Origin of the sequence: Kluyvera sp. Awk 3 (assembly GCF_028069715.1) — a bacterium.
GTDB lineage: Bacteria > Pseudomonadota > Gammaproteobacteria > Enterobacterales > Enterobacteriaceae > Kluyvera > Kluyvera georgiana_A.
In genome coordinates this window covers 47,550-72,329 of record NZ_JANEWH010000006.1, presented here as the reverse complement: position 1 = coordinate 72,329, position 24,780 = coordinate 47,550, and the positions used below count along the sequence as shown (strand labels likewise).

General features: G+C 56.3%; 16 protein-coding genes. 13 read left to right on the top strand and 3 right to left on the bottom strand.

Annotated features, from left to right (window positions below; all coding sequences use genetic code 11):
* Positions 1–41: 41 nt before the first annotated feature.
* From NNN71_RS02955 to NNN71_RS02930, 6 genes are all read left to right on the top strand, one after another.
* Positions 42–320: a YtcA family lipoprotein gene (locus tag NNN71_RS02955; protein ID WP_271457840.1), complete on the top strand. Its 279-nt coding sequence runs from the start codon at positions 42–44 to the stop codon at positions 318–320.
* A 19-nt stretch (positions 321–339) separates the two neighbouring features.
* A complete protein-coding gene (gene mdtN, locus NNN71_RS02950; protein WP_163447517.1) occupies positions 340–1,371 on the top strand; it encodes a multidrug transporter subunit MdtN in 1,032 nt (343 codons plus the stop codon).
* Positions 1,371–3,356 carry a multidrug efflux transporter permease subunit MdtO gene (gene mdtO / locus NNN71_RS02945; RefSeq protein ID WP_271457838.1) on the top strand — a complete coding sequence of 662 codons (1,986 nt, stop codon included), beginning with the start codon at positions 1,371–1,373 and terminating at the stop codon, positions 3,354–3,356. The genes mdtN and mdtO overlap by 1 nt, the downstream gene beginning before the upstream one ends.
* Positions 3,353–4,813, top strand: coding sequence for an MdtP family multidrug efflux transporter outer membrane subunit (locus NNN71_RS02940; protein WP_271457837.1), 1,461 nt, complete (start codon positions 3,353–3,355; stop codon positions 4,811–4,813). Before mdtO ends, NNN71_RS02940 begins: the two co-directional genes overlap by 4 nt.
* Positions 4,814–5,023: 210 nt before the next feature.
* Positions 5,024–7,171, top strand: a complete 2,148-nt coding sequence (fdhF, locus tag NNN71_RS02935; RefSeq protein WP_271457836.1) for a formate dehydrogenase subunit alpha — start codon at positions 5,024–5,026, stop codon at positions 7,169–7,171.
* Positions 7,172–7,263: 92 nt separating this feature from the next.
* Positions 7,264–7,947, top strand: a complete 684-nt coding sequence (locus tag NNN71_RS02930) for a tetratricopeptide repeat protein (protein WP_271457835.1) — start codon at positions 7,264–7,266, stop codon at positions 7,945–7,947.
* A gap of 199 nt (positions 7,948–8,146) precedes the next feature.
* Here the strand turns inward: NNN71_RS02930 and gltP are convergent, their stop codons facing one another.
* Positions 8,147–9,460: a glutamate/aspartate:proton symporter GltP gene (gltP, locus tag NNN71_RS02925; protein ID WP_064546709.1), complete on the bottom strand. Its 1,314-nt coding sequence runs from the start codon at positions 9,458–9,460 to the stop codon at positions 8,147–8,149.
* Between the two features lie 414 nt (positions 9,461–9,874).
* Here gltP and acs point away from each other — a divergent pair, with 414 nt between their 5' ends.
* From acs to NNN71_RS02905, 4 genes are all read left to right on the top strand, one after another.
* Positions 9,875–11,833 (top strand): acetate--CoA ligase, encoded by a 1,959-nt coding sequence (acs, locus tag NNN71_RS02920; protein ID WP_167577102.1) that lies wholly within the window; start codon positions 9,875–9,877, stop codon positions 11,831–11,833.
* A 165-nt stretch (positions 11,834–11,998) separates the two neighbouring features.
* On the top strand, positions 11,999–12,313 hold the full coding sequence (locus NNN71_RS02915; RefSeq protein ID WP_064546705.1) for a DUF485 domain-containing protein: 315 nt from the start codon (positions 11,999–12,001) through the stop codon (positions 12,311–12,313).
* Positions 12,310–13,959 (top strand): cation/acetate symporter ActP, encoded by a 1,650-nt coding sequence (actP, locus tag NNN71_RS02910; RefSeq protein WP_163447523.1) that lies wholly within the window; start codon positions 12,310–12,312, stop codon positions 13,957–13,959. Before NNN71_RS02915 ends, actP begins: the two co-directional genes overlap by 4 nt.
* A gap of 287 nt (positions 13,960–14,246) precedes the next feature.
* Positions 14,247–15,542, top strand: a complete 1,296-nt coding sequence (locus NNN71_RS02905; protein WP_271457834.1) for an ABC transporter substrate-binding protein — start codon at positions 14,247–14,249, stop codon at positions 15,540–15,542.
* A gap of 111 nt (positions 15,543–15,653) precedes the next feature.
* On the opposite strand, the gene NNN71_RS02900 is transcribed toward NNN71_RS02905, so the two are convergent.
* A complete protein-coding gene (locus NNN71_RS02900) occupies positions 15,654–18,614 on the bottom strand; it encodes an alpha-mannosidase (protein ID WP_271457833.1) in 2,961 nt (986 codons plus the stop codon).
* A 378-nt stretch (positions 18,615–18,992) separates the two neighbouring features.
* Here NNN71_RS02900 and NNN71_RS02895 point away from each other — a divergent pair, with 378 nt between their 5' ends.
* Positions 18,993–20,282 (top strand): ABC transporter substrate-binding protein, encoded by a 1,290-nt coding sequence (locus NNN71_RS02895; RefSeq protein WP_163447526.1) that lies wholly within the window; start codon positions 18,993–18,995, stop codon positions 20,280–20,282.
* Positions 20,283–20,452: 170 nt separating this feature from the next.
* Here the strand turns inward: NNN71_RS02895 and NNN71_RS02890 are convergent, their stop codons facing one another.
* Positions 20,453–22,048 (bottom strand): hypothetical protein, encoded by a 1,596-nt coding sequence (locus tag NNN71_RS02890; RefSeq protein WP_271457832.1) that lies wholly within the window; start codon positions 22,046–22,048, stop codon positions 20,453–20,455.
* A gap of 47 nt (positions 22,049–22,095) precedes the next feature.
* Here NNN71_RS02890 and NNN71_RS02885 point away from each other — a divergent pair, with 47 nt between their 5' ends.
* Together NNN71_RS02885 and NNN71_RS02880 are read left to right on the top strand one after the other, a co-directional pair.
* Positions 22,096–23,391 carry a Gfo/Idh/MocA family protein gene (locus NNN71_RS02885; RefSeq protein WP_167577107.1) on the top strand — a complete coding sequence of 432 codons (1,296 nt, stop codon included), beginning with the start codon at positions 22,096–22,098 and terminating at the stop codon, positions 23,389–23,391.
* Between the two features lie 103 nt (positions 23,392–23,494).
* Positions 23,495–24,778 carry an ABC transporter substrate-binding protein gene (locus tag NNN71_RS02880; protein WP_442910501.1) on the top strand — a complete coding sequence of 428 codons (1,284 nt, stop codon included), beginning with the start codon at positions 23,495–23,497 and terminating at the stop codon, positions 24,776–24,778.
* The last annotated feature ends 2 nt before the right edge of the window (positions 24,779–24,780 follow it).

Below are 24,780 nucleotides of genomic sequence, written 5' to 3'. Positions count from 1 at the left end.
ACTCAAAATATTATTCGATATACACAGGATCGTATTTCATTATGCAAACAGCAAAGTCCCGCGTCGTGACGAGGCTAAAAGGAATAAGTGGTCTCGGTTCAGCTCTCTTATTAACAGGGTGTTCATTGTCACCATCCATTCCCGTTATTGGCGCTTATTACCCTGACTGGCTGTTCTGTGTTTTAGCCGGCGTTATTCTCACCCTGATCACCCGGCGAGTTATCGTCAGCAAAACAGGTTCAACGCTGGCATTTCCTGCGGTTATCTACACCGCCCTTTTTGTCCTCTACTCCATGCTGTTCTGGCTGGTTTTTTTCTAATTTACGTTGAGATGCGCTCATGGAAAGCTCGCTGAAAAAAGCTCCACGCAATAAACTTCCGGCCCTGCTGTTAGCCCTGCTTGCACTGGTCGTCCTGATTTTCGTCATCTGGCGGGTCGATAGCAAACCGGCTACCGACGATGCCTACGTTTCCGCCGACACGATCGACGTAGTTCCGGAAGTCAGCGGGCGAATTGTGGAACTGGCGGTGGTTGATAACCAACAGGTGAAACAGGGCGACCTGCTGTTCCGCATCGACCCTCGCCCTTATGAAGCCAGCCTGGCCAAAGCGGAAGCCTCGCTAGCGGCGCTGGATAAACAGATCATGCTGACTCAACGCAGCGTGGATGCGCAGAAATTTGCCGCCAGCTCCGTCGAGGCGACGGTGAGTAAAGCCCGCGCTGCCGCCAAACAGGCCAGTGATACACTTAAGCGCACCGAACCGCTGTTAGCGCAGGGTTTTGTCTCCGCCGAAGATGTTGACCGCGCCAGAACGGCGCAGCGTGCCAGCGAAGCTGACCTCAATGCGGTGTTGCTACAGGCACAGCAAGCCGCCAGCGCGGTCAGCGGCGTGGATGCGCTGGTCGCCCAGCGCGTTGCCGTCCAAGCCGATATTGCGTTAACCAAACTGCATCTTGAAATGGCGACGGTACGCGCGCCGTTTGATGGCCGCGTGGTGTCGCTGAAAACGTCCATCGGCCAGTTCGCCTCCGCAATGAAGCCCATTTTCACCCTGATCGACACGCGCCACTGGTACGTAATCGCCAACTTCCGCGAAACCGAGCTGAAAAACATTCACGCCGGTACGCCAGCAACGCTACGCCTGATGAGCGACAGCGGTAAAACCTTCAGCGGCAAAGTCGACTCCATTGGCTTCGGCGTGCTGCCGGACGACGGCGGCATCGTGCTGGGCGGGCTGCCTCGCGTCTCCCGTTCAATCAACTGGGTACGCGTAGCCCAGCGTTTTCCGGTCAAAATCATGGTCGATAAACCGGATGCGGAGCTGTTTCGCATCGGCGCATCGGCGGTTGCCAGCCTTGAGCCGCAATAATGAATATATTCCATTATCTGCCTCTGCCGCTGGTCAGGCTGCTGGCATTTTTCCATGAAGAGCTCAGCGAGCGGCGGCCAGGGCGGTTGCCGCAAACGATCCAGCTGTGGACAGGCTGCCTGCTGGTCGTGCTGATCTCAATGACCTTCCAGATCCCATTTCTGGCGATCTCGCTGGCGGTGCTGTTTTACGGCGTGCAGTCCAACGCGTTTTACACCAAATTTGTGGCGATCCTGTTCGTCGTGGCTACCGTCATGGAAATCGCCAGCCTGTTTTTGATCTACAAATGGGCGTACAGCTACCCCTTGATCCGCATGATCGTCGCCAGTCTGGTGCTGCTGGGCAGCATGTTTATGATGCGCACCCACAAGTTGGGGCTGCTATTTTTCGCCGTCGCCATTATCGCGGTATATGGCCAGACTTTCCCCGGCATGCTTGACTATCCTGAGATCGTCGTGCGGCTGACGCTATGGTGCATTGTGGTCGGTCTCTATCCCACGTTGCTGATGGTTCTGCTGGGAGTCCTCTGGTTTCCGAGCCGCGCCGGAAACCAGATGCGCGAAGCGCTGCATGCCAGGCTTGCCGATGCGCTCCGTCATCTGACGGCGGGCGCAGCGCCGCTGGCGGAAAAGTACGTTGAGCGAGAAGCGCTGGCGCTGCAAAAGCTCAACGTGTTCTGTATGGCCGATGACGCTGAATGGCGAAAACGTAGCGCCTGGTGGCAAAGCTGCGTCGCGACTGTGACCTATCTGTACAGCACGCTCAACCGCTTTCACGGTGATGCGGCGGAACAGCATCCAGCGCTAATGCAAAAACTGAGCGGCGAAATCACTGCGCTGCAGCAGGCCATCTCGCAGGGTGAAGTCTGGCAAAGTCGCTGGGTATTAAGCGCAGAAGAACGCAAAGCCGCGCGCGAGTGTGGGCTGGAAAACGTTTGTCACCAGCTTCTTGAACTGGGTCGTCTGGATCCTGACACGCCAGCGCCCCCCTCGGCTAAAGAGCCGTCGATGGCGGCTGACGCATTCAGCAACCCCGCCCACATTCGCTATGCGCTGAAAACGTTATTGGCCTGTATGATTTGCTATGTCTTCTATTCCGGCGTCGATTGGGAAGGCATCCATACCTGCATGCTCACCTGCATTATTGTCGCCAACCCCAGCATCGGTTCGTCATATCAGAAAATGGCGCTGCGCTTTGGCGGGGCGCTGTGCGGCGCGGTGCTGGCACTGCTGGTGACGATATTCATCATGCCGTGGCTGGACAATATCGTAGAACTGCTGTGCCTGTTGGCGCCAATACTGCTGATTGCCTCGTGGATTGCCACCGGCTCCGAACGGTCGTCCTACATCGGCACCCAGATAATCGTCACCTTCGCCTTAGCCACCCTCGAGAACGTTTTTGGCCCGGTTTACGATCTGGTTGAGATCCGCGATCGCGCGGTCGGTATTCTGGTCGGCACCGCCGTTTCGGCGGTGATCTACACCTTTATCTGGCCGGAAAGCGAAGCTGGCGCGCTACCCAAAAAACTGTCGACGGCATTAGGTATGCTCAGCAAAATGCTGCGCGTCCCACAGCAGGATCCCACCACTCAGCGCAGTTGGCTACAGTTGCGCATTGGCTGCCATGCGGCTCTCAATAGCTGTGAGGAAATGTGCGATCGCGTGGCGCTGGAACGTCAATTGCCCGACGAAACGCGTCTGCAGTTGCTAAACCATAGCCGAAGCGTTATTCGCCAGGGACGTAAAATTCTCTATGCCTGGGACAACGCGCCGGCTCCAGACCCGCGTCTGGCGGACGCGCTGGAGCACTATGCGGCGAGCCTGGCTACGGGCACCAGTACGCCACCGTCTTCCGACATCGATACATCATCTACCTCATCCGAACAGGCGCAACGCGTGATGCAGCAGATAGCCCGTTTACCCGACTGGACTCGTCCGGCACCAACGCTCGCCGGGAAACAGGCGCAAGGAGCCCTATCACAATGACCCGTCACTTTTCTCGTTTATTGCTATGCGGCCTGCTTACCGGCGCCACGGCGCTCTCCGGCTGCGCTTTAATCCGTAAAGATTCCGCCCCGCATGCGCAGCTTCAGCCAGAGCAAATCAAGCTGGCCGATGATATCCATCTGGCGAGCCAGGGCTGGCCACAGGCGCAGTGGTGGCGGCAGTTTAACGATCCGCAGCTCACAGCGCTGATTGATAAGACGCTCGCCGGTTCGCATACGCTGGCCGAGGCAAAGCTGCGTGAAGACAAAGCGCAAGCGCAGGCCGACCTGCTGGAAGCCGGTTCACAGCTGCAAATGGCAGCCTTAGGCATGATTAACCGCCAGCGCGCCTCCGCCAATGGCTTCCTTGGCCCCTACGCGCTGGACGCCCCGCGGCTGGGGATGGATGGTCCGTACTACACGGAAGCCACCGTCGGCTTAGTTGCCGGGTTTGATCCCGACCTGTGGGGCGCGCACCGCTCCGCCGTTTCAGCGGCCATTGGCGCGCAGAACGCCAGCCTCGCAGAAACCGCGGCGGTAGAATTGTCGCTCTCCGTCGCCGTCGCGCAGCTGTATTACAGCATTCAGGCCAGCTATCAGATGCTCGACCTGCTGGAGCAAACCCGCAGCGTCATTGACTACGCGGTGCAGGCGCATCAGAGCAAAGTCGCGCAGGGCCTGGAAGCCAAAGTGCCGTACCACGGCGCACGGGCGCAGATCCTGGCGGTAGAGAAACAAATTGCGGCCACCAAAGGGCAAATCAAAGAAACTCGCGAATCGCTGCGCGCGTTGATGGGCGCGGGTGCCGACGGGTTACCGGAGATTAAGCCCGTGGCACTGCCGCAGGTGCAAGCGGGCGTTCCCGCTACGCTCTCCTACGATCTGCTCGCCCGTCGCCCGGACCTTCAGGCCATGCGCTGGTACGTGCAGGCATCGCTCAACCAGGTCGACGCGGCGCGAGCGCTGTTCTATCCGAGCTTCGATATCAAAATGTTCTTTGGCCTCGACGCCATTCATATCGACGATCTGTTCAAGGGGACCAGTCGGCAAATTAACTTCATCCCCGGCCTGCGCCTGCCGCTGTTCGACGGCGGTCGCCTGAACGCCAACCTGCAAAACACGCGCGCCAGCAGCAACATGCTGATTGAGCGCTACAACCAGTCGGTGCTCAACGCGGTGCGCGACGTAGCGATCGGCGGTACGCGCCTGCAAACGCTGAGCGATGAACGGCAGATGCAAGCAGAGCGCGTCGAGGCGATGCGCTATGGTCAAAGCGCCGCCGAAGCCGCCTTTAACCGCGGTCTTGGCAGTCGGTTACAGGCTACCGAAGCGCGCCTGCCGGTACTCGCCGAGCAAATGTCGCTGCTGATGCTCGACACCCAGCGGGTGATTCAGAGCCTCCAGCTGATTAAATCCCTCGGCGGCGGCTATCAAAGCAGCCCGGCCAAGCCGCAGTAGCGTCGACGCCACGCCAGCTCGCCGCGTGATGAACGTCACGCGGCTTTTTCTTTCGACACGTCAAATATGACGACAGCCTGTTTTTCGTCAGGGTTTTGACCAAAAATCACCCGTAATATCAGGGAATGCCCACAATAAAAAAGTGGCATAAAAGATGCATACTGAGGGCGACAGCGCGTATGCGCGATTTGATTAACTGGAGCGAGACCGATGAAAAAAGTCGTCACGGTTTGCCCGTATTGCGCATCAGGTTGCAAAATCAACCTGGTGGTCGATAACGGAAAAATCGTCCGGGCGGAGGCGGCTCAGGGGAAAACCAACCAGGGAACCCTGTGTCTGAAAGGCTATTACGGCTGGGATTTTATTAACGATACCCAGATCCTGACGCCACGTCTGAAAACCCCAATGATTCGTCGCCAGCGTGGCGGCAAGCTGGAATCCGTCTCCTGGGACGAAGCGCTGAATTACGTGGCCGATCGCCTGAGCGCGATCAAAGTGAAATACGGCCCGGATGCCATTCAGACTACCGGTTCCTCACGCGGGACGGGTAACGAAACTAACTACGTCATGCAAAAATTCGCGCGCGCCGTTATTGGTACCAATAACGTCGACTGCTGCGCTCGTGTCTGACACGGCCCTTCGGTTGCAGGTCTGCACCAATCGGTCGGTAACGGCGCAATGAGTAACGGCATCAACGAAATTGATGACACTGACTTAGTCTTTATCTTCGGGTACAACCCGGCAGATTCCCACCCTATCGTGGCGAATCACGTGATTAACGCCAAACGTAAAGGGGCGAAAATCATCGTTTGCGATCCGCGCAAAATTGAAACCGCGCGCATTGCTGACATGCATATCGCGTTGAAAAACGGCTCGAATATCGCGCTGCTCAACGCCATGGGCCATGTCATTATTGAAGAAAACCTGTACGACCAGGCGTTTGTCGCCAGCCGTACCGAAGGGTTTGAAGAGTACCGCAAAATTGTTGAAGGCTACACGCCAGAGTCTGTCGAAGACATCACCGGCGTCAGCGCGCAGGAAATTCGTCAGTGCGCACGCATGTACGCCAGTGCGAAAAGCGCGGCCATCCTGTGGGGCATGGGTGTGACCCAGTTCTATCAGGGCGTGGAAACCGTACGTTCACTGACCAGCCTCGCGATGCTGACCGGCAATCTCGGTAAGCCAAGCGTGGGCGTTAACCCGGTTCGCGGCCAGAACAACGTTCAGGGCGCCTGCGACATGGGCGCGCTGCCGGATACCTATCCGGGCTATCAGTACGTGAAAGATCCGGCTAACCGTGAGAAATTCGCCAAGGCCTGGGGCGTGGACAGCCTGCCTGCGCACACCGGCTATCGCATCAGCGAGCTGCCGCACCGTGCGGCGCATGGCGAAGTGCGCGCGGCGTACATCATGGGTGAAGACCCGTTACAGACCGATGCTGAACTCTCTGCGGTGCGCAAAGGGTTCGAAGATCTGGAACTGGTTATCGTCCAGGATATCTTTATGACCAAAACCGCGGCGGCGGCGGATGTGATTTTACCGTCTACGTCATGGGGCGAGCATGAAGGCGTCTTTACCGCGGCGGACCGTGGCTTCCAGCGCTTCTTTAAAGCGGTAGAACCGAAGTGGGACCTGAAAACGGACTGGCAGATTATCAGTGAAATCGCTACCCGTATGGGCTATCCGATGCACTACAACAACACCCAGGAAATCTGGGACGAGTTGCGTCATCTGTGCCCGGACTTCTACGGTGCCACCTACGAGAAAATGGGCGAACTGGGCTTTATCCAGTGGCCTTGCCGCGATACCTCCGATGCCGACCAGGGCACGACCTATCTCTTCAAAGAGAAGTTCGACACCCCGAACGGCCTGGCGCAGTTCTTTACCTGCGACTGGGTAGCGCCAATCGACAAACTCACCGACGAGTATCCGATGGTGCTCTCTACGGTGCGTGAAGTCGGCCACTACTCTTGCCGTTCGATGACCGGCAACTGTGCGGCGCTGGCGGCGCTGGCGGATGAACCGGGCTATGCCCAGATCAACACCGCCGATGCGGCGCGTTTAGGTATCGAAGATGAAGCGCTGGTGTGGGTTAACTCCCGCAAAGGTCGCATCATCACCCGCGCGGCGGTCAGCGATCGTCCGAACAAGGGCGCGATTTACATGACCTACCAGTGGTGGATTGGGGCCTGTAATGAGCTGGTAACCGAGAACTTAAGCCCGATTACCAAAACGCCTGAGTATAAGTACTGCGCCGTTAACGTTGAGCCGATTGCCGACCAGCGTGCCGCCGAGCAGTATGTGATTGATGAGTACAATAAGCTGAAGGCTCGCCTGCGCGAAAGCGCAATGGGCTAAGCGGACTCGTTTCAACGCCCCCATTCGGGGGCGTTTTTTTATCCTGCCAATCTCTTTATACTGCCCACTTCCTCGACTACCTACATAATAAGATGAAACGACTTTTAGCATTGTTGTGGCTAGCCGCGCTGGCGGTCCACGCGGAAGAGCCGGGCAGCCAGTATCAGCAGGCCGCGAAGGCCGGAGATGCGCGTGCGCAGTACTATCTGGCCGATACCTGGTTTAGCTCTGGCGACCTGAGTAAAGCCGAATTCTGGGCGCAAAAAGCCGCTGACGGCGGCGATGCCGATGCCAGCGCCCTGCTGGCGCAGATCAAAATTACTAATCCCGTGAGCCTCGACTATCCCGAAGCCAAAGCGCTGGCGGAGAAAGCCGTCAAAGCGGGCAGCCGTGCCGGTGACGTTATCCTGGCGCGTATTCTTATCAACAGCCAGGCAGGGCAAACCGACTATCCACGGGCGATTACCCTACTCCAGCAGGCGTCGATGAACGCCGAGAGTGATTTCGCCGTTGACGCACAAATGCTGTTGGGGCTGATTTACGCCAACGGTGTCGGCGTGAAAGAAGATGATGAGAAGGCGACGGACTACTTCAAAAACAGCTCGTCGCTCTCGCGCACTGGCTACTCCGAATACTGGGCCGGAATGATGTTCCTCAGCGGTGAGAAAGGCTTCATTACGCCGAACAAGCAGAAGGCGCTACAGTGGCTGAATTTGAGCTGTACGGAAGGGTTTGATACCGGGTGTGAAGAGTTTGATAAGCTGAGTGCGGAGTAACGACATTGCATCGACCGGTCCCCTCGCCCCTTTGGGGAGAGGGTTAGGGTGAGGGGCATGTCGATTCGGCGTTAAACCCTCACCCCAGCCCTCTCCCTTAAAAAGGGAGAGGGGGCACATCGTGCCCACCAAAACGTTCATCAACTTCCATCCCAAAAACAATAACGCCGGGCAAGCCCGGCGTTATCTTTTTCTCTATTTACTGGTCAGCGGTTTTATCAAACTTGCCCAACATCTCGCGCTCATACGCCAGCGCTTTCTTGCGGTCAAATTTGTGTTCCCACTTGGCAATCACCAGCACCGCCAGTGCGTTACCCACCACGTTCAGCGCGGTACGCGCCATATCGAGGATACGGTCCACACCGGCAATAAACGCCAGGCCTTCCAGCGGAATCCCAACGCTGCCCAGCGTCGCCAGTAGCACCACGAAGGAAACGCCCGGTACGCCTGCGATCCCTTTCGAGGTCACCATCAGCGTCAGCACCAGCACGATTTCCTGCCAGATAGACAGGTCGATACCGTACAACTGGGCGATAAAGATAGCCGCGATGCTCTGGTACAGCGTGGAACCGTCAAGGTTAAAGGAGTAGCCGGTCGGCACCACGAAACTGGTGATCGACGCCGGTGCGCCGTAGGCTTCCATCTTCTCGATAATACGCGGCAGAACGCTCTCAGAGCTGGCGGTGGAGTACGCCAGAATCAGCTCGTCCTTCAGGATGCGAATCAGGATCCAGATGCTCAGCCCGCAAATGCGCGCCACGATGCCCAGCACCACCAGCGCGAAGAACAGAATCGCGAAGTGTACCAGCAGCACCAGTTTGGCCAGCGGCCACAGCGAGGCGAAACCAAAGTTAGCCACCGTCACGGCGATCAGCGCGAAAACACCGACAGGGGCATAGCGCATCACCATGTGGGTGACTTTAAACATGGTTTCCGAGATAGAGCGGAATACCGTCACCAGCGGCTCACGGTGCGTCGCCGGCAGCGAGGAGAGACCCAGGCCGAACAGCACCGAGAAGAAGATGATCGGCAGCATGTCGCCTTTCGCCATCGAGGCGATGATGTTGGTCGGCACCAGCGACAGGATGGTTCCCATCAGGCCGTGCGCGTGGCTCTGCACCTCTGCGGTGGTACTTTGGTATTTCGAAATATCCACCGTTGCCAGTTGCGACATATCGATACCGGCACCCGGCTGGAACACGTTCGCCATGGTGATACCGATAATGATCGCAATCGTGGTGATCACTTCGAAATAGATGATGGTTTTAGCGCCAATTCTCCCCAACTGTTTTGCATCGCCAACACCGGCTATTCCGACAATCAGCGTCGAAATAACAATCGGCACAACAATCATTTTAATCAGATGGATGAAAATATCGCCAGCAGGGGACAGCAGATTCATAACCAGCCAGTCGCGGCTATCGCTATGATAATGCAGATAACTACCCAGAATAATACCCAGAATCAGGGCAATAAGAATTTGCCAGGCTAAGCTGACACGTGCTTTCTTCATAACGGCAAACTTCCTCAATGAAAAATACCATGCCATACGGGAATGGTATCCACTTGAAAGGGGGTGATTTGTGTTGCGTTTACTTTTAGAGGTTTTTAACGCGCAATATCAGTATCATCTGCATGGCGTCTCATGCAACCCTTTCAGTTCAGAGCTTTTCACCAGCCAAATCTATATTACCGCTAATTTCTACCAATAATTATTTATAAGTTTTTGTTATAAAAACAAAAAAATTCGCGACTTTTCTATAAATCCCCTTCCGTAATTATTTTTGTTCAAAGAATCAAATGAACGTTATTTGAACAATTCCATTATTGCGTGATCTGCCGCGCAAATAGTAAACAAAGCGCCATATACCTCTGTTATTAACTTTTATGAGACATATTATTAACATCTTACAAGGAGAAAAAAAGCATGAGCCAAATTCACAAACACCCTATTCCTGCAAATATTGCAGACCGCTGCCTGATTAACCCGGAGCAATACCAGACCAAATACCACCAGTCAGTCACGAACCCGGATGCGTTCTGGGGTGAAGAGGGCAAAATCCTCGACTGGATGCGCCCTTACACTAAAGTCAAAAACACCTCCTTTGCGCCTGGTAACGTCTCTATCAAGTGGTATGAAGACGGCACGCTGAACCTGGCGGCGAACTGCCTTGACCGCCATCTGGCGACACGTGGCGACCAGACCGCCATCATCTGGGAAGGCGACGACGCCACTCAGAGCAAACACATTACCTATCGCGAGCTGCATCGCGACGTCTGCCGCTTCGCCAACACCCTGCTCTCTCTGGGCGTGAAAAAAGGCGACGTGGTGGCTATCTATATGCCGATGGTGCCGGAAGCCGCGGTGGCGATGCTGGCCTGCGCCCGTATTGGCGCGATCCACTCGGTGATTTTCGGCGGCTTCTCGCCGGAGGCCGTCGCCGGTCGTATCATCGACTCCAGCGCTTGCCTGGTGATCACTTCCGATGAAGGCGTTCGCGCCGGGCGCAACGTACCGCTGAAAAAGAACGTCGACGACGCGCTGAAAAACCCGAACGTCAAAACCATCAGAAATGTCGTGGTGCTGAAGCGCACCGGCGGCAATATCGACTGGCATGAAGGCCGCGACCTGTGGTGGCACGACCTGCAGGAGAAAGCCAGCGACCAGCACCAGCCTGAAGAGATGAATGCGGAAGATCCGCTGTTTATCCTCTATACCTCCGGCTCCACCGGCAAGCCAAAGGGTGTTCTGCACACCACCGGTGGCTATCTGGTGTACGCCGCAACCACCTTTAAATATGTCTTCGACTACCATCAGGGCGACATCTACTGGTGTACTGCCGACGTGGGCTGGGTCACCGGTCACAGCTACCTGCTGTACGGGCCACTGGCCTGCGGTGCAACCACGCTGATGTTCGAGGGCGTGCCAAACTGGCCAACGCCGGCACGTATGTGCCAGGTGGTGGATAAGCACAAGGTTAATATTCTCTATACCGCACCGACGGCGATTCGTGCGCTGATGGCGGAAGGCGACAAAGCCACCGCGGGCACCGACCGCTCTTCCCTGCGCATTCTGGGCTCCGTCGGCGAGCCGATTAACCCGGAAGCCTGGGAGTGGTACTGGAAGCAGATCGGCAACGAGAAATGCCCGGTGATGGACACCTGGTGGCAGACCGAAACCGGCGGCTTCATGATTACCCCGCTGCCGGGCGCAACCGAGCTGAAGGCCGGTTCCGCCAGCCGTCCGTTCTTTGGCGTGCAGCCAGCGCTGGTGGATAACGAAGGTCATCCACAAGAAGGCGCCACCGAGGGCAACCTGGTGATCACCGACTCCTGGCCGGGCCAGGCGCGTACTCTGTTCGGTGACCACGAACGCTTTGAGCAGACCTACTTCTCCACCTTCAAAAACATGTACTTCAGCGGCGACGGCGCGCGTCGTGATGAAGACGGTTACTACTGGATCACCGGTCGTGTCGACGATGTACTGAACGTCTCCGGTCACCGTCTGGGTACCGCGGAAATCGAATCGGCGCTGGTGTCACATCCGAAAATTGCCGAAGCGGCGGTGGTGGGTATTCCACACAGCATTAAAGGCCAGGCGATTTATGCCTACGTTACGCTGAACCACGGCGAAGAGCCAACGCCAGCGCTGTACACCGAAGTGCGTAACTGGGTGCGTAAAGAAATTGGCCCGCTGGCGACGCCGGACGTCCTGCACTGGACCGACTCGCTGCCGAAAACCCGTTCAGGCAAGATCATGCGCCGCATTCTGCGCAAGATCGCCGCTGGCGACACCAGCAACCTGGGCGATACCTCAACGCTCGCCGATCCGGGCGTGGTGGAAAAACTGCTGGAAGAGAAGCAGGCCATCACGATGCCGTCATAAGAGCAGGCTTTCCCCTCTCCTGTCACCGGGAGAGGGCCGGGGTGAGGGTGTCATCGCCGTACACCGCCCCTCGCCCTTTCCTTCTTCCTGCGGAAGAAGGAACAGTACGGTGTTCTGATTTGCACAACAAAAAACACGACTCAAAAAACCTCTGGAGACTCTGTGATGAATGATCAAATTTGTCAGCAGATAGAAGGTAGTGCGCATTTCAGGGAGCTCGTCGAAAAACGGCAACGGTTTGCCACCTTCTTATCGCTGATTATGTTAGTGGTGTACGTCGGTTTTATTTTACTCATCGCCTTCGCGCCAGGCTGGCTTGGCACGCCGCTACACGCGGGTACCAGCGTCACCCGCGGCATTCCGATTGGTATCGGCATTATTGTGATTTCTTTTGTTCTGACCGGCATATACGTCTGGCGGGCTAACAATGAATTCGATCGCCTGAACAAGGCCGTCCTGCGCGAGGTAAAAGCATCATGAAGAAAGTCCTGACGGCGCTAGCCGCCACACTTCCTTTTGCGGCCAGCGCGGCGGATGCCCTGAGCGGCCCGGTCGAACGCCAGCCGACCAACTGGCAGGCGATTATCATGTTCCTGATTTTCGTCGTCCTGACGCTGTATATCACCTGGTGGGCGTCGAAGCGCGTACGTTCGCGTAACGATTACTACACCGCCGGCGGCAACATTACTGGCTTCCAGAACGGGCTGGCGATTGCTGGTGACTTTATGTCGGCGGCGTCGTTCCTCGGCATCTCCGCGCTGGTCTACACCTCCGGCTACGACGGGCTGATCTACTCGCTCGGCTTCCTCGTCGGCTGGCCGATCATCCTGTTCCTGATTGCCGAACGCCTGCGTAACCTCGGCCGCTATACCTTTGCCGATGTGGCCTCCTACCGACTGAAGCAGGGGCCAATTCGCATGCTCTCCGCCTGCGGATCGTTGGTGGTCGTCGCGCTGTACCTGATTGCTCAGATGGTGGGCGCGGGTAAGCTTATCGAACTGCTGTTCGGCCTCAACTACCACGTCGCCGTGGTGCTGGTCGGCGTGTTGATGGTGATGTACGTGCTGTTTGGCGGCATGCTCGCCACCACGTGGGTGCAGATCATTAAAGCCGTCCTGCTGCTGTTCGGCGCCAGCTTTATGGCCTTTATGGTGATGAAGCACGTCGGATTCAGCTTCAATAATCTGTTCACCGAAGCGATGGCGGTGCACCCGAAAGGCGCGGCGATCATGAGCCCTGGTGGGCTGGTGAAAGACCCGATATCGGCGCTGTCGTTGGGCCTCGGACTGATGTTTGGTACCGCCGGTCTGCCGCACATCCTGATGCGTTTCTTCACCGTGAGCGATGCGGGCGAAGCGCGTAAAAGCGTGTTCTACGCCACCGGCTTTATGGGCTACTTCTACATCCTGACCTTTATCATCGGCTTCGGCGCGATCATGCTGGTGGGGGCAAACCCGGCGTTTAAAGACGCGGCGGGCGCGCTGATTGGCGGTAACAACATGGCGGCGGTTCATCTGGCCGATGCCGTGGGCGGTAACCTGTTCCTGGGCTTTATCTCTGCGGTCGCTTTCGCCACTATTCTGGCGGTGGTTGCGGGTCTGACGCTGGCCGGTGCTTCAGCGGTCTCTCACGACCTGTACGCCAACGTCTTCAAGAAAGGCGCGACCGAGCGTGAAGAGCTGAAGGTCTCGAAAATCACCGTACTGGTGCTGGGCGTGGTGGCGATTCTGCTGGGCATCCTGTTCGAGAATCAGAACATCGCGTTTATGGTGGGTCTGGCGTTCTCCATCGCGGCAAGCTGCAACTTCCCGATCATTCTGCTCTCCATGTACTGGTCAAGACTGACCACTCGTGGCGCCATGATCGGCGGCTGGCTGGGCCTGCTGACAGCGGTGGTGCTGATGATCCTCGGCCCAACTATTTGGGTGACGATCCTTGGCCACGAGAAGGCGATCTTCCCGTATGAGTACCCGGCGCTGTTCTCCATTGCCATCGCCTTTATCGGTATCTGGTTCTTCTCCGCCACCGATAACTCCGAAGAAGGTAATCGTGAACGCGAGCAGTTCCGCGCGCAGTTCATCCGTTCGCAGACCGGTCTGGGCATCGACCAGGGCCGTGCGCATTAATGTCATCTTCCCCGGCCTTATGGCCGGGGATCACAGTTTATCGCCCCTGAGGTGAGATCTATCACAGCGACCTGCGCGAAATAAGCCACCAGCTTCACATTAAATATTTCCAGGTTGTGAAGAACATTCCATCCCCGTCTATTTCCCGCTTCCCCGCCAGAATTCGCATTTATTGTTCCCTGCCGCTCGGCTAAATATTTCTATGCTCCCGTGGCTAATATTATTAGTGAATAACAAAAACAAACACTTATTAATTCATTTCGCCTATCCTACAGGAGCAATAATTCATGAAACGTCTAATCTGTGCCAGCGTAATAGGAATGAGTAGTCTGCTGGCGACCAGCGTCGCCTTCGCCCAGCAGGACGTCACGCTAAGAATGTCATGGTGGGGCGGAAAATCACGGCACGAGGTGATGCTTAACGCGCTACAGGCATTTGAAGCACGCAACCCAGGCATTAAAGTGAACGCCGAATATATGGGCTGGGACGGCTATCTGGAGCGGATGACCACGCAAATATCCGGTGGTATTGCCCCGGACGTGATGCAGATTAACTGGCCCTGGTTCCCGATATTTTCCCGCACCGGCGACGGTTTTTACGATATCAACACGCTCAGCGACACCTTTGATTTGAGCCAATACCCGGCCAAAGAGTTAAAGTCGACCACCATTAACGGCAAGCTGAACGCCATTCCGATCTCACTCAACGTGCCGGGTTTTTATTACAACACCGAAACCTGGAAAAAAGCCGGGCTGGCCTTCCCGAAAAACTGGGATGACCTTTTTGCCGCAGGGAAAGTGTTTAAAGAAAAGCTCGGCGATGAGTATTACCCGCTTATCTTTGGCGATCAGGATACGTTCCTGATGGTGAACTGCTATATGTCACAGAAATACAATACGCCTATGTTTACCCCCGACGGCAATCACTTTGCCTGGAATCAAGAGCAGTGGCGTGAAGCCTTCCGCTTTATTCAGCGGCTGGTAAGCGACCACGTTATCCCCGGCCCAAAATACCTGGCCTCATTCGGCAAATTTGACTTTATCGACACCAAATACTGGCAGGACGGCAAATGGGCAGGCACCTACACCTGGAACGTGGTGATCCAGTACTACGCGCCAAAGCTGACGCCACCGGCGAAGCTGGTGCTGGGCGATTATGTGATGTACCCCGGCGCCACCAACGCCAGCGCCTACTTCAAAGTGTCGCTGACCTATGCCATCAGCAAAGACACAAAGCATCCAAAAGAGGCGGCGAAACTGATGAATTTCCTGCTTAACGATCCGCAGGCGATTGCCGCCATCAAGCTGGAAAACGGCATTCCGCTGAGCAAAATAGCGGTGAAAACGCTGACCGACGACGGCACCCTGACCGATGAAAATCCCTCCGTCGCCGGGTTTAAAACGGCGCAGAAGCTTACCTCGGAATCAACGGCAACCTCGTGGATGGAAGATCAAAAAATGCAGTCCTTCTTCCAGGAGGCGCGGCAGAATATGGACTACGGCAGGATGACGCCGGATCAGGCGGCGGATGACTTTGTCGCCAAGGCTGAGCGATTGATGAAGCGGTCTGCAGCGCGGAGTTAGCGACGTTGGTGTCACCTCAAAGGGAAACGGGGGGGCGTTTGGAGTACGTGCGTTTTGCGCCCCCCTTTTAAGGGGGAAGGCGAATACTCCTCCCCCCATTTTTAAACGCGCTTACGACCGCATCAGTAGCAGCGTTTTAATCTCAAACGGCGTAAACGTCAGCGTCACGCAGCCCTCCGCCACGGCAATCTCCTCTTCTACCACCTCCATCAGGTTGGCAATATAGCAGCGCGAAATACCGTCCGGCAGTTGGACCGTCGTCGTCGCCTGTACACCGTCAAACTCGTAGACGCGCAGCGCCAGCGCGTCCGCGTTCTCCGCGCGCTTCACCGTCTCCAGGCAGATATGCGGCGAGTCACAGGCGATAAACGACGCGCCGCTCGCCTCTGGCTGCCCCTTCTCGCCAGTGCATACTCGCAGCGGATTGTTGAACAGATACGCTTCCCGGTTAACCAGTCCCACCACTTCATCACCGCAGTGCGGGAACAGCGCGTAGGAAAAACGGTGCTCGCCGGCGTCAGCGTTCTCCCCCGGGTAACGCTGCGAGCGCAGCAGGTTCAGATCCAGCACGCCGTCTTTGGCATAATGCCCATACTTGCTGTCGTTGAGCAGCGCCACGCCGTAGTCCGGTTGCGAATAGTCAATCCATTTATGCGCGCAGATTTCAAACTGCGCCGCATCGTAGACGTTGTTAACGCGGGCGCTACGCTGGATTTTGCCAAACTGAATATCGCAGCTGACGCGTTCGCTCAACACCTTAACGGCGAAAGCGGTACGCAACATTTTATCGCTTTCATGCCAGTCGACACGGGTCTCAAAGGTCAGCCGCTTGCTGCCGGGCAACAGGCTGATTTTCTGCGTTAAGGTGGAGTGGCCGTAGCGATAGTGCTGTTCAACCACCGCCGCCGCGCCTTCCTGATAGGCCGTCGTGTCCACCAGTGCAAAGCAGTCCGGTTCACGTTGGCGATAGGTGATATCGATATCCCAGCAGTTGCCGCAGATATCGTCATACACTGCCAGCCGATTGCCGACCGTGTCAGGCTGCAGCAACGAACGCCCGGCCTGTTTATCCACCAGCGCCACAATATGCCCCTGCGTGTTAAAGTCGACTCGCAGCAGGTCGTTCTCCAGACGCTGCGGCTGCGCAATAATATCCGGCAACACCGCAGCTACGGCTTCATCAATGACCCGATAGCCAAATGCCGGAACGGCCACCCGCATCGGCGTATCCGCCAGCATCAGCCACTCCTCGCGATCGAAACCGCTCAGATTATGAATGACAAACGCGCCGCGCTGCGTCAGGTTGGCGCGAATCAGCTGTTCGACCTCTGCCAGCAGCGTTTGATAGCGGTCAACGGATTCGTCATACACCCGCGTAATGGATGAGCCAGGGAGAATATCGTGGAACTGATACAGCAGCATTTCGCGCCAGATCGCGTCAAGCCGTGCAGCAGGATAGTCCCCTTCACCGTGAAACCATCGGCGACTGGCTACCAGCTCAAGCTCACGTAGCGCGTTCTCCAGCTTACGATTGAACCACTTATTTCGCGCCTGCGTCGTCAACGTCCCCTGATGTTTTTCCAGATACAACTCGCCGTGATAGTGAGGATAACGCTCACGGCCCTGCGCGATATGGTGGAAAAAGTCGATGGCATAACCCTGTGTGACCGGCGCAATACCGCTGAGATTTTTCATTCGCCGCAGCCGCTCCAGATGCTCTTCGCCGGGGCCGCCGCCGCCGTCGCCAATACCAAATAACATCAGCGCCTTATCGCATACCCCCGCTTCATGGTAGGACGTTTCAATACGCCGGATGCTGCGTGGCGCCGCTGGGCCATTGTAGGTCTCTTCCGGGAGCATATGCGCCAGCACGCCGCTGCCGTCAATGCCGTGCCAGATAAAGGTATGGTGGGGAAAGGCGTTATGCTCGTTCCACGACAGCTTCTGCGTCATAAAGTAGTCAATACCAGACTTCTGCATAATCTGTGGCAGGTTGGCGTTGTAACCGAAGACGTCCGGCAGCCACAGCATCTGCGTAGCGCGGCCAAATTCGCGCAGAAAGAATTGCCGTCCGTAAAGGAATTGCCGCACCAGTGATTCGCCGGAGGGGACGTTGGTATCGGCCTCAACCCACATATCCCCTTGAATTTCAAAGCGCCCTTCCCGCACCTGACGCTGCACCCGCGCATAGAGCTGTGGGTAATCCTCTTTAACCCACTGGAACAGCTGCGGCTGGCTGGCGCCAAAGTGATAGTCCGGGTAGCGCGCTAACAGATCCAGCGCTGTGGCGAAGGTCCGCCCACCTTTGCGCCTGGTTTCGCGAATCGGCCACAGCCAGGCGAGGTCGATATGCGCATGACCGATGCCGACGACGCTGAGCGTCGGGTCGCCGCCTTGCTTCAGCAGTTCGACCGCCAGCGCCTGCCGACAGGCCGCCACCGCATCGGCGGTGTAGCAAGTCAGCCCGTTGAGCGCTTCGCTCAGGCACACCAGCACTCGCTTAAAACGGGCGGAGGATCGTTCCAGGCACTTCAGCAGATCGGCCAGCACCCAGGCGTCGTAATACAGATCGCGCAGCGGCACGTTGCAGGTTGCGATATGCGCCTGCGCCAGCACGCCGCTACGTAGCGATCCAAAAAGATCGTTGCAGGCCAGTTCCAGCCACAGATCGATCTCGCGCGCGCCATCCAGTTGCAGCACCACTTTCCCCGCCTGTCCAAGGCTGGGTTCAAAGGTGGAATCCACGTTGGTCAACCCCCTGCGCGGCGTGCCGTCGGCTTCGACAACCAGCGCCTCGCCGCCGCAGTCGAACAATATCACCACCTCGTCTTCCGATATCCTTTCCGGTACCACACCTCGTACGTTCACCCACGCGCAGTCCCACAGTTTGCCCCAGCGCTCACCGAGGCGAAACACGTGCGGCTCTCCCTGATGGCGCTGGGTAAAAGGCACCGGTTCTGGCGTGATAAAGCCCTCGACCGTTAATGTGCTTCGCGGCGTGTAGATATTCTCGTTTATTTTTTGCAGCTGATAGTCAATATCACGCAGCAATTTTTCATCAAAGCTGAGCATGCGATAGTCCTTTATATAAGAAGGGAGAGAATCGAATGCAGTAGATAAGTTTGAAATAGTAAAATCTGTGAGCCACGACAGAAATAACGTGATTATTGTCAAAGGTCGTTAACGGTCACATTTCATTTTCGATATAACGACCAATATCACAACTTTCTCTTGCCTCACGCTGAGCGCCATCACAATAAATATTTTAATTTCGTGACCATAAATCCATAAGTAAAACACCCACCGGCTCAGAACATAACTATTTCGTCGCCAACCATTTAATTTTCAACTGACCATTTATGCTAAACGAAAATCTGCAAAATTTATTTTTTCAACAAATACATGAAATCCAATTTAATTACTTTATCAATTTAAATGGAACCCAACAGAATGAAAACAGGACTCTTATATATATGTCTTATATTCGCCGGGCTGGGCACCGTTTTCCCTGTCCATTGCGCAGATAACGTTGTACTGCGCATGTCATGGTGGGGCGGTAAAGCCCGGCAGCAGCAAACCAACGCCGCGCTGGAGGCGTTTGAGAAACGCTACCCGTCAATCACGGTAAAAGCGGAAAATACCGGCTGGGACGGGCACCTGGCGCGAATGTCAGCGCAAATGTCGGGGGGCACTGAACCGGACGTCATGCAGACCAACTGGCCGTGGCTGTCGCTCTTTTCCCGCGACGGGAACGGTTATTACGACCTCAACGCGCTGAAAGAGGTTATCGATCTCAGCCAGTTTTCGGCGCAGGATTTACAGTCCACCACCATTAACGGCAAACTCAACGGCCTGCCCATCTCGCTTAATGCCCCCGTGTTCTATTACAACACCGAAACCTGGCGCAAGGTGGGCCTTCCCTATCCGAAAACCTGGGACGACCTTTTCGCCGCCGGAAAAATCTTCCAGCAGCGGCTCGGTGACCGCTACTACCCGCTGGTGTTGGTCGACCAGGACGTCATGCTAATGATCAACAGCTACATGACACAGAAGTACAATACGCCGATGTTCACCGACGATGGCTACCATTTTGCCTGGAATCAAGAGCAGTGGCGTGAAGCCTTCCGCTTTATTCAGCGGCTGGTCGACGAGCACGTGATTCCGGGGCCGAAATATGTCGCCTCATTTGGCAAAGGCACCTTTCATGAAATGAAACCGTGGATTGCAGGAGAGTGGGCCGGCGCCTACACCTGGAATATTGTGATTCGCGCCTACGTCAGTAACCTGACGCCACCCGCGAAGCTGGCGCTCGGCCCGCATCTGATGCTGCCGGGGGCAAAGGAGGCGGGTATCTACTTTAAAGTGTCGCAAATGTTCACCATCAGCCGTCACACCAGGCACCCGAAAGAGGCGGCGATGCTGCTCAACTACCTGCTTAATGACCCACAGGCCGTTACCACGTTAGCGCTGGAGCGCGGCATTCCACTGAGCAAAATCGCCGTGAAAACGCTGACGGATAACGGCACCATCAATACGCAGGACCCGATTGTCGCCGGGCTAAATCAGGCTGTCGCGCTTGGTAGCCACCAGCGCGCCACGCCAATGATGGAGGATTTTCAGATCCTCGCGCTGTTTGTCGCCGCCCGCGAAAACATGGATTACGGCAGGCAGACACCGGAGCAAGCGGCAGATGAATTTGTCCACCGGGCCGAACGCATTCTCAGGAAATCGGCGCGCTGATCAAGGTCACAAAAATATCGGAGTCAGGTGACCGCTATCACGATTAACAAAGGGGAAAAGATGATGTTGATCACCTTAAATTTTTACCTATCGTGACCAACACCTCATTTTTACCGCCTGTTATCGCGAATCGCCGCTGTGTACCCCGCCGATGCGCGACATTTCAGTCCTCACTTTTTATGCTGAGTGTATTCGGACTCGGTCAGGCTGCGCGCAAAGCGGGCCAGACGTTGAGGGCTTAATAACAGCGGCAGAAACAGCGGGCTCCCGGCAGGCGGTGACGTCAGCCAGCGTTCCAGCGTATCGACATAGCGCAGAAGCTGGCTCTGATGTTGAATCAGCACATCAGCAGGCAGCGAATCATCGCCGTAACGATCGCGCCATAGCAGATCGACCATTGCGCTGGTCACCCGTGAGAACATCTGGCTATAGACTTCCGCGTTGCGCCAGGCGGCGAACAAAAGTTCCAGCGAATCGTCAGGGCAGGTAATACGCGGCATGATTTCGCGCAGCGTTTGTACCGCGTTGGCCGCAAGGAAACAGGCGGCCTCTTTTTCCAGACGGATGAGCTGCCGTTGCTCCTGACCTTGCGCGGGATCGTCCGCCGGTATCAGCGGTTGCCAGGCCTGGAGCCAGTTGGCACTGCGGGTGTCCATATGCAGTACCTGCTGCGCCTGAGAGACACTGTCCGGCACCTGGCTCTGATAATGCAGACGTCGGCCCAGCAGGTTAGGCGTTTTACACAGCCAGTCGTAGCTGGAGTAAAACAGCGACGCGAGCCGTTGCCGGTCCTGGATGGCGCGAAAGCGCAGCTGCCGCTGCTCGGCCCAGCGATCGAAGACCGACAGCGTAGCGCCATCGGTGGTCTGGTTAGCCGCCATCAGGCCCAGCAGATTGATGCTATTCGCTGAATCCATCACCCGGCTGTCTGGCATCCATTGCCAGCTAACGCGGGAAGTAATCGCCTCCACTTCGTTGCCGGTGGCGCTGATGGCCCAGCTCAGGCGGCCGCTGATTTCGTCCGCCAGATAGCAGGGCAGCGCCGTCCAGCCGTAGCCCGTGCCGACAAGGTCGTATTCGATCCACTTTTTATGGCCTGGCAGCGCGACGATGTGAGGATGGTTGGCAAAGCCGGGATGATAGTCGATTTCGGTCGCTTTAACGGCGGCGCGGACATCATCAGGCAAAGATGAGAGTACCGTCGCCAGCTGCTGGCGCGGCCAGCTGTCATCAATGAAATCGCGCAGCACCAGCTTTTTGCCAAAGCTGCGCAGCTGGCTCCATACGCTATACAGCCCCTGCTGCCAGCCTGCCGTTTGAAAGGCGGGCGTCGTTAAGCCAAGCACTACGCCGCTTAAATGCGGCAGTGCGGGAAGCAGCGGCGAAAATATCGCGGCATAGAAATGTTGCCAGAAATCCGGCGCGCTTTTTTCATCAAAAGCCAGCTCGGGGAATTTGCGCTTAATAATGTCGTCAGAGGGAGCCGCTTCTCCCTGCAGCCAGAACGAAAGGTTATTTTCTGCCAGATAACGATCGACGCGTTTTAAATACTGCAACGCGTAATTTTGCTGATGAATAAGGTTCTCGACGTTCAGTTTCAGACTTAACGGCGAGGGCGTCGCAAGAATAGAAAGCAGTTCCTGTTGGTGCAGGATGATGCCAGTGAAACCGTGCTGTTTCGCACTTTTCACTCCCTGAATAAACCAGGGCCAGTGCCAGATAAAGGTGCTATTCAGCTCCATCAATTGATGTGGAATACGTTTCATCGTCTCACCCTGCAAATAAATATGTGCTTATCATAATCGAGGATGTCATGAAAAAATATGCGCTGGTCGGTACTGGTGGTCGTGCCGGTTTATATATTTCCGCTATTGGCGGGCAATGGCGCGAGAATGCGAAGATGGTCGCCTTTTGCGACACTAACCAAACTCGTATGAACTACGCCAATACGCTGCTGCAAAAAGAAGGAGCCGAACCGGTCTCCACCTGGAAAGCGGCGCAGTTTGAAGAGATGATCCGCGAGACTCGCCCGGATATCGTCATCGTCACCACCATGGACCGCACCCACGATGATTACATCGTCCGCGCGCTGCACGCGGGCTGTGACGTGATCACCGAAAAACCGATGACCATCGACGAGAAGCGCGCGCTGCGCATTCTGGACGCCATCGAGGAGAGCGGGCACACGGTGCGCGTGGCCTTTAACTACCGCTACGCGCCGCACCACAGTAAGGTGCGCGAACTGCTGATGCAGGGCACGATCGGCAACGTGACCTCCGTTCACTTCGAGTGGCTGCTCAACACCGAGCACGGCGCGGACTACTTCCGTCGCTGGCACCGTGAAAAACGCAACAGCGGCGGCCTGCTGGTGCACAAATCGACTCACCATTTCGACCTGATGAACTTCTGGCTGGCCAGCTACCCTGAGCGCGTTTACGCCGAGGGCAGTCTGCAGTTCTACGGCAAGGAGAACGCGGAAAAACGCGGCGTGACTCAATTCTACCCCCGCGCCCACGGCTATGCCGAAGCGAAGGACGACCCGTTCGCGCTGAATATGGCGGACAACGCCCAACTGAAGGCGCTGTATCTCGACGCCGAGCATGAAGATAACTACTTCCGTGACCAGAGCGTGTTCAGCGATGGTATTACCATCGAAGACACCATGTCGGTGCTGGTGAAGTATCAGAACCAGGTGCAGCTCACCTACTCGCTGAACGCCTACCTGCCGTGGGAAGGGCTGAACGTGGTGTTTAACGGCACCGAAGGCCGCCTGGAGATGAAAATCGTCGAGAAATCCTACGTTAACGCCGGCGGCAAGCGCGAAAACGAAGGCAGCCTGGAGCAGTGCGATATCACCGTCTTCCCGATGTTCGCCGAACCCTGGAAAGCGGAGTTCAGCCTGGGCGAAGGCGGTCACGGCGGCGGCGACAACGCCATGCTGGCGGACCTGTTCGGCGAACCGGGCAACGACCCGCTACAGCGCGCGGCAGACCATCGCGCGGGGGCGATGTCCATTCTCACCGGTATCGCGGGCAATATCTCCATGCAGCAACAGCGCCCGGTGAACTTTAAGGAGTTCGAACTGGTTTCCCGTCTGGCGAAACGCTAAAGCGCATTCCGGCGCGGCAGACAGCCGCGCCGAAGCGACTGGTCAGTATTTTGCAGTTACTCACCTGTTTCATAACACGATTTCTGCCTCTGTCCCGGAGACAATAATGAATAAAATCGCATCAGGTGTTATCGCGTCACTGTTATTTTCCTGTACCTCTGCCTGGGCACAACAGCCCGTCGAATTGCGCATGTCGTGGTGGGGAGGCAATAGCCGCCACCAGGCGACCCTCAAGGCGCTGGAAGCCTTCGAGAAAAAATATCCCGATATCAAAGTGAAAGCCGAATATACCGGCTGGGACGGGCACCTTTCGCGCCTGACCACCCAGATGGCAAGCGGCACCGAGCCGGACGTGATGCAGACCAACTGGCCGTGGCTGATCATCTTCTCCAAAAACGGTGAAGGCTATTACGACCTCAATAAGCTTAAAGACGAGCTCGATTTCAGCCAGTATCAGGCCAAAGATCTGCAGTCCACCACCGTCAAAGGCAAGCTCAACGGCCTGCCGATTTCTGTCAATGCGCCGGTGTTTTACTATAACGACGTGACCTGGAAAAAGGCCGGGCTGGCGTATCCAAAAACCTGGGATGAGTTTTTTGCCGCCGGAAAGGTGTTCCAGCAGAAGCTCGGCGACAACTACTATCCCTACACCATGGTCGATCAGGATGTGATTCTCCTGCTCAACGCTTACATGATGCAGAAGCATCAGAAACCGATGTTTAACAGCGACGGCAAATTTACCTGGAACGATGCGGAGTGGAGTGAGGCATTCAGCTTCGTCAAGCGCCTGAGCGACGACCACGTGCTGCCTGCGCCAAAAAGACTCTCCTCCTACGGCAAAGGCAATCTGTATGAGATGAAGCCGTGGATAAACGGCGAATGGGGCGGTCTGTTCACGTGGAATATCACCATTCGCATGTTTGCCAACAACATGACGCCGCCGGCGAAGCTGGTGCTGGGCGACTATGTGATGCAGCCAGGGACGGAAGAGTCGGGCGTCTACTTCAAAACGTCGCAGATGTTCTCAGTAGCGAAATCGACGAAGCATCCGAAAGAGGCGGCGATACTGCTAAATTTCCTGGTCAGCGATCCGCAGTCGGTGGAAGCGCTGGGGCTGGAGCGCGGCATTCCGCTGAATAAAGCGGCGGAAATGCTATTAACCGAGAAAGGCGTGATTGACCCGAACGATCCGGTCGTCGCCGGGCTACGCCAGGCGCAGTCGCTCCATACCACCGTCGTCGCTACGCCGTTTATTGAGGATTTGCAGGTGATCGACCAGTTCACGTCAGCGCGTGAAAAACTCGACATGGGCAAGCAAACGCCGGCGCAGGTCGCCGCCGACTTCCGCCAGCAGGTGGAACGGATTGTGCGGCGCGTGACCCGTTAAGC

What these genes read in the sequence shown, in the direction of transcription:
- NNN71_RS02885 (WP_167577107.1), top strand. Translation starts at nt 22,096, where the DNA reads ATGAAAAAATATGCGCTGGTCGGTACTGGTGGTCGTGCCGGTTTATAT.
- NNN71_RS02955 (WP_271457840.1), top strand. Translation starts at nt 42, where the DNA reads ATGCAAACAGCAAAGTCCCGCGTCGTGACGAGGCTAAAAGGAATAAGT.
- NNN71_RS02900 (WP_271457833.1), bottom strand. Translation starts at nt 18,614, where the DNA reads ATGCTCAGCTTTGATGAAAAATTGCTGCGTGATATTGACTATCAGCTG.
- gltP (WP_064546709.1), bottom strand. Translation starts at nt 9,460, where the DNA reads ATGAAGAAAGCACGTGTCAGCTTAGCCTGGCAAATTCTTATTGCCCTG.
- mdtO (WP_271457838.1), top strand. Translation starts at nt 1,371, where the DNA reads ATGAATATATTCCATTATCTGCCTCTGCCGCTGGTCAGGCTGCTGGCA.
- acs (WP_167577102.1), top strand. Translation starts at nt 9,875, where the DNA reads ATGAGCCAAATTCACAAACACCCTATTCCTGCAAATATTGCAGACCGC.
- NNN71_RS02930 (WP_271457835.1), top strand. Translation starts at nt 7,264, where the DNA reads ATGAAACGACTTTTAGCATTGTTGTGGCTAGCCGCGCTGGCGGTCCAC.
- NNN71_RS02890 (WP_271457832.1), bottom strand. Translation starts at nt 22,048, where the DNA reads ATGAAACGTATTCCACATCAATTGATGGAGCTGAATAGCACCTTTATC.
- NNN71_RS02895 (WP_163447526.1), top strand. Translation starts at nt 18,993, where the DNA reads ATGAAAACAGGACTCTTATATATATGTCTTATATTCGCCGGGCTGGGC.
- mdtN (WP_163447517.1), top strand. Translation starts at nt 340, where the DNA reads ATGGAAAGCTCGCTGAAAAAAGCTCCACGCAATAAACTTCCGGCCCTG.
- actP (WP_163447523.1), top strand. Translation starts at nt 12,310, where the DNA reads ATGAAGAAAGTCCTGACGGCGCTAGCCGCCACACTTCCTTTTGCGGCC.
- NNN71_RS02915 (WP_064546705.1), top strand. Translation starts at nt 11,999, where the DNA reads ATGAATGATCAAATTTGTCAGCAGATAGAAGGTAGTGCGCATTTCAGG.
- NNN71_RS02905 (WP_271457834.1), top strand. Translation starts at nt 14,247, where the DNA reads ATGAAACGTCTAATCTGTGCCAGCGTAATAGGAATGAGTAGTCTGCTG.
- NNN71_RS02940 (WP_271457837.1), top strand. Translation starts at nt 3,353, where the DNA reads ATGACCCGTCACTTTTCTCGTTTATTGCTATGCGGCCTGCTTACCGGC.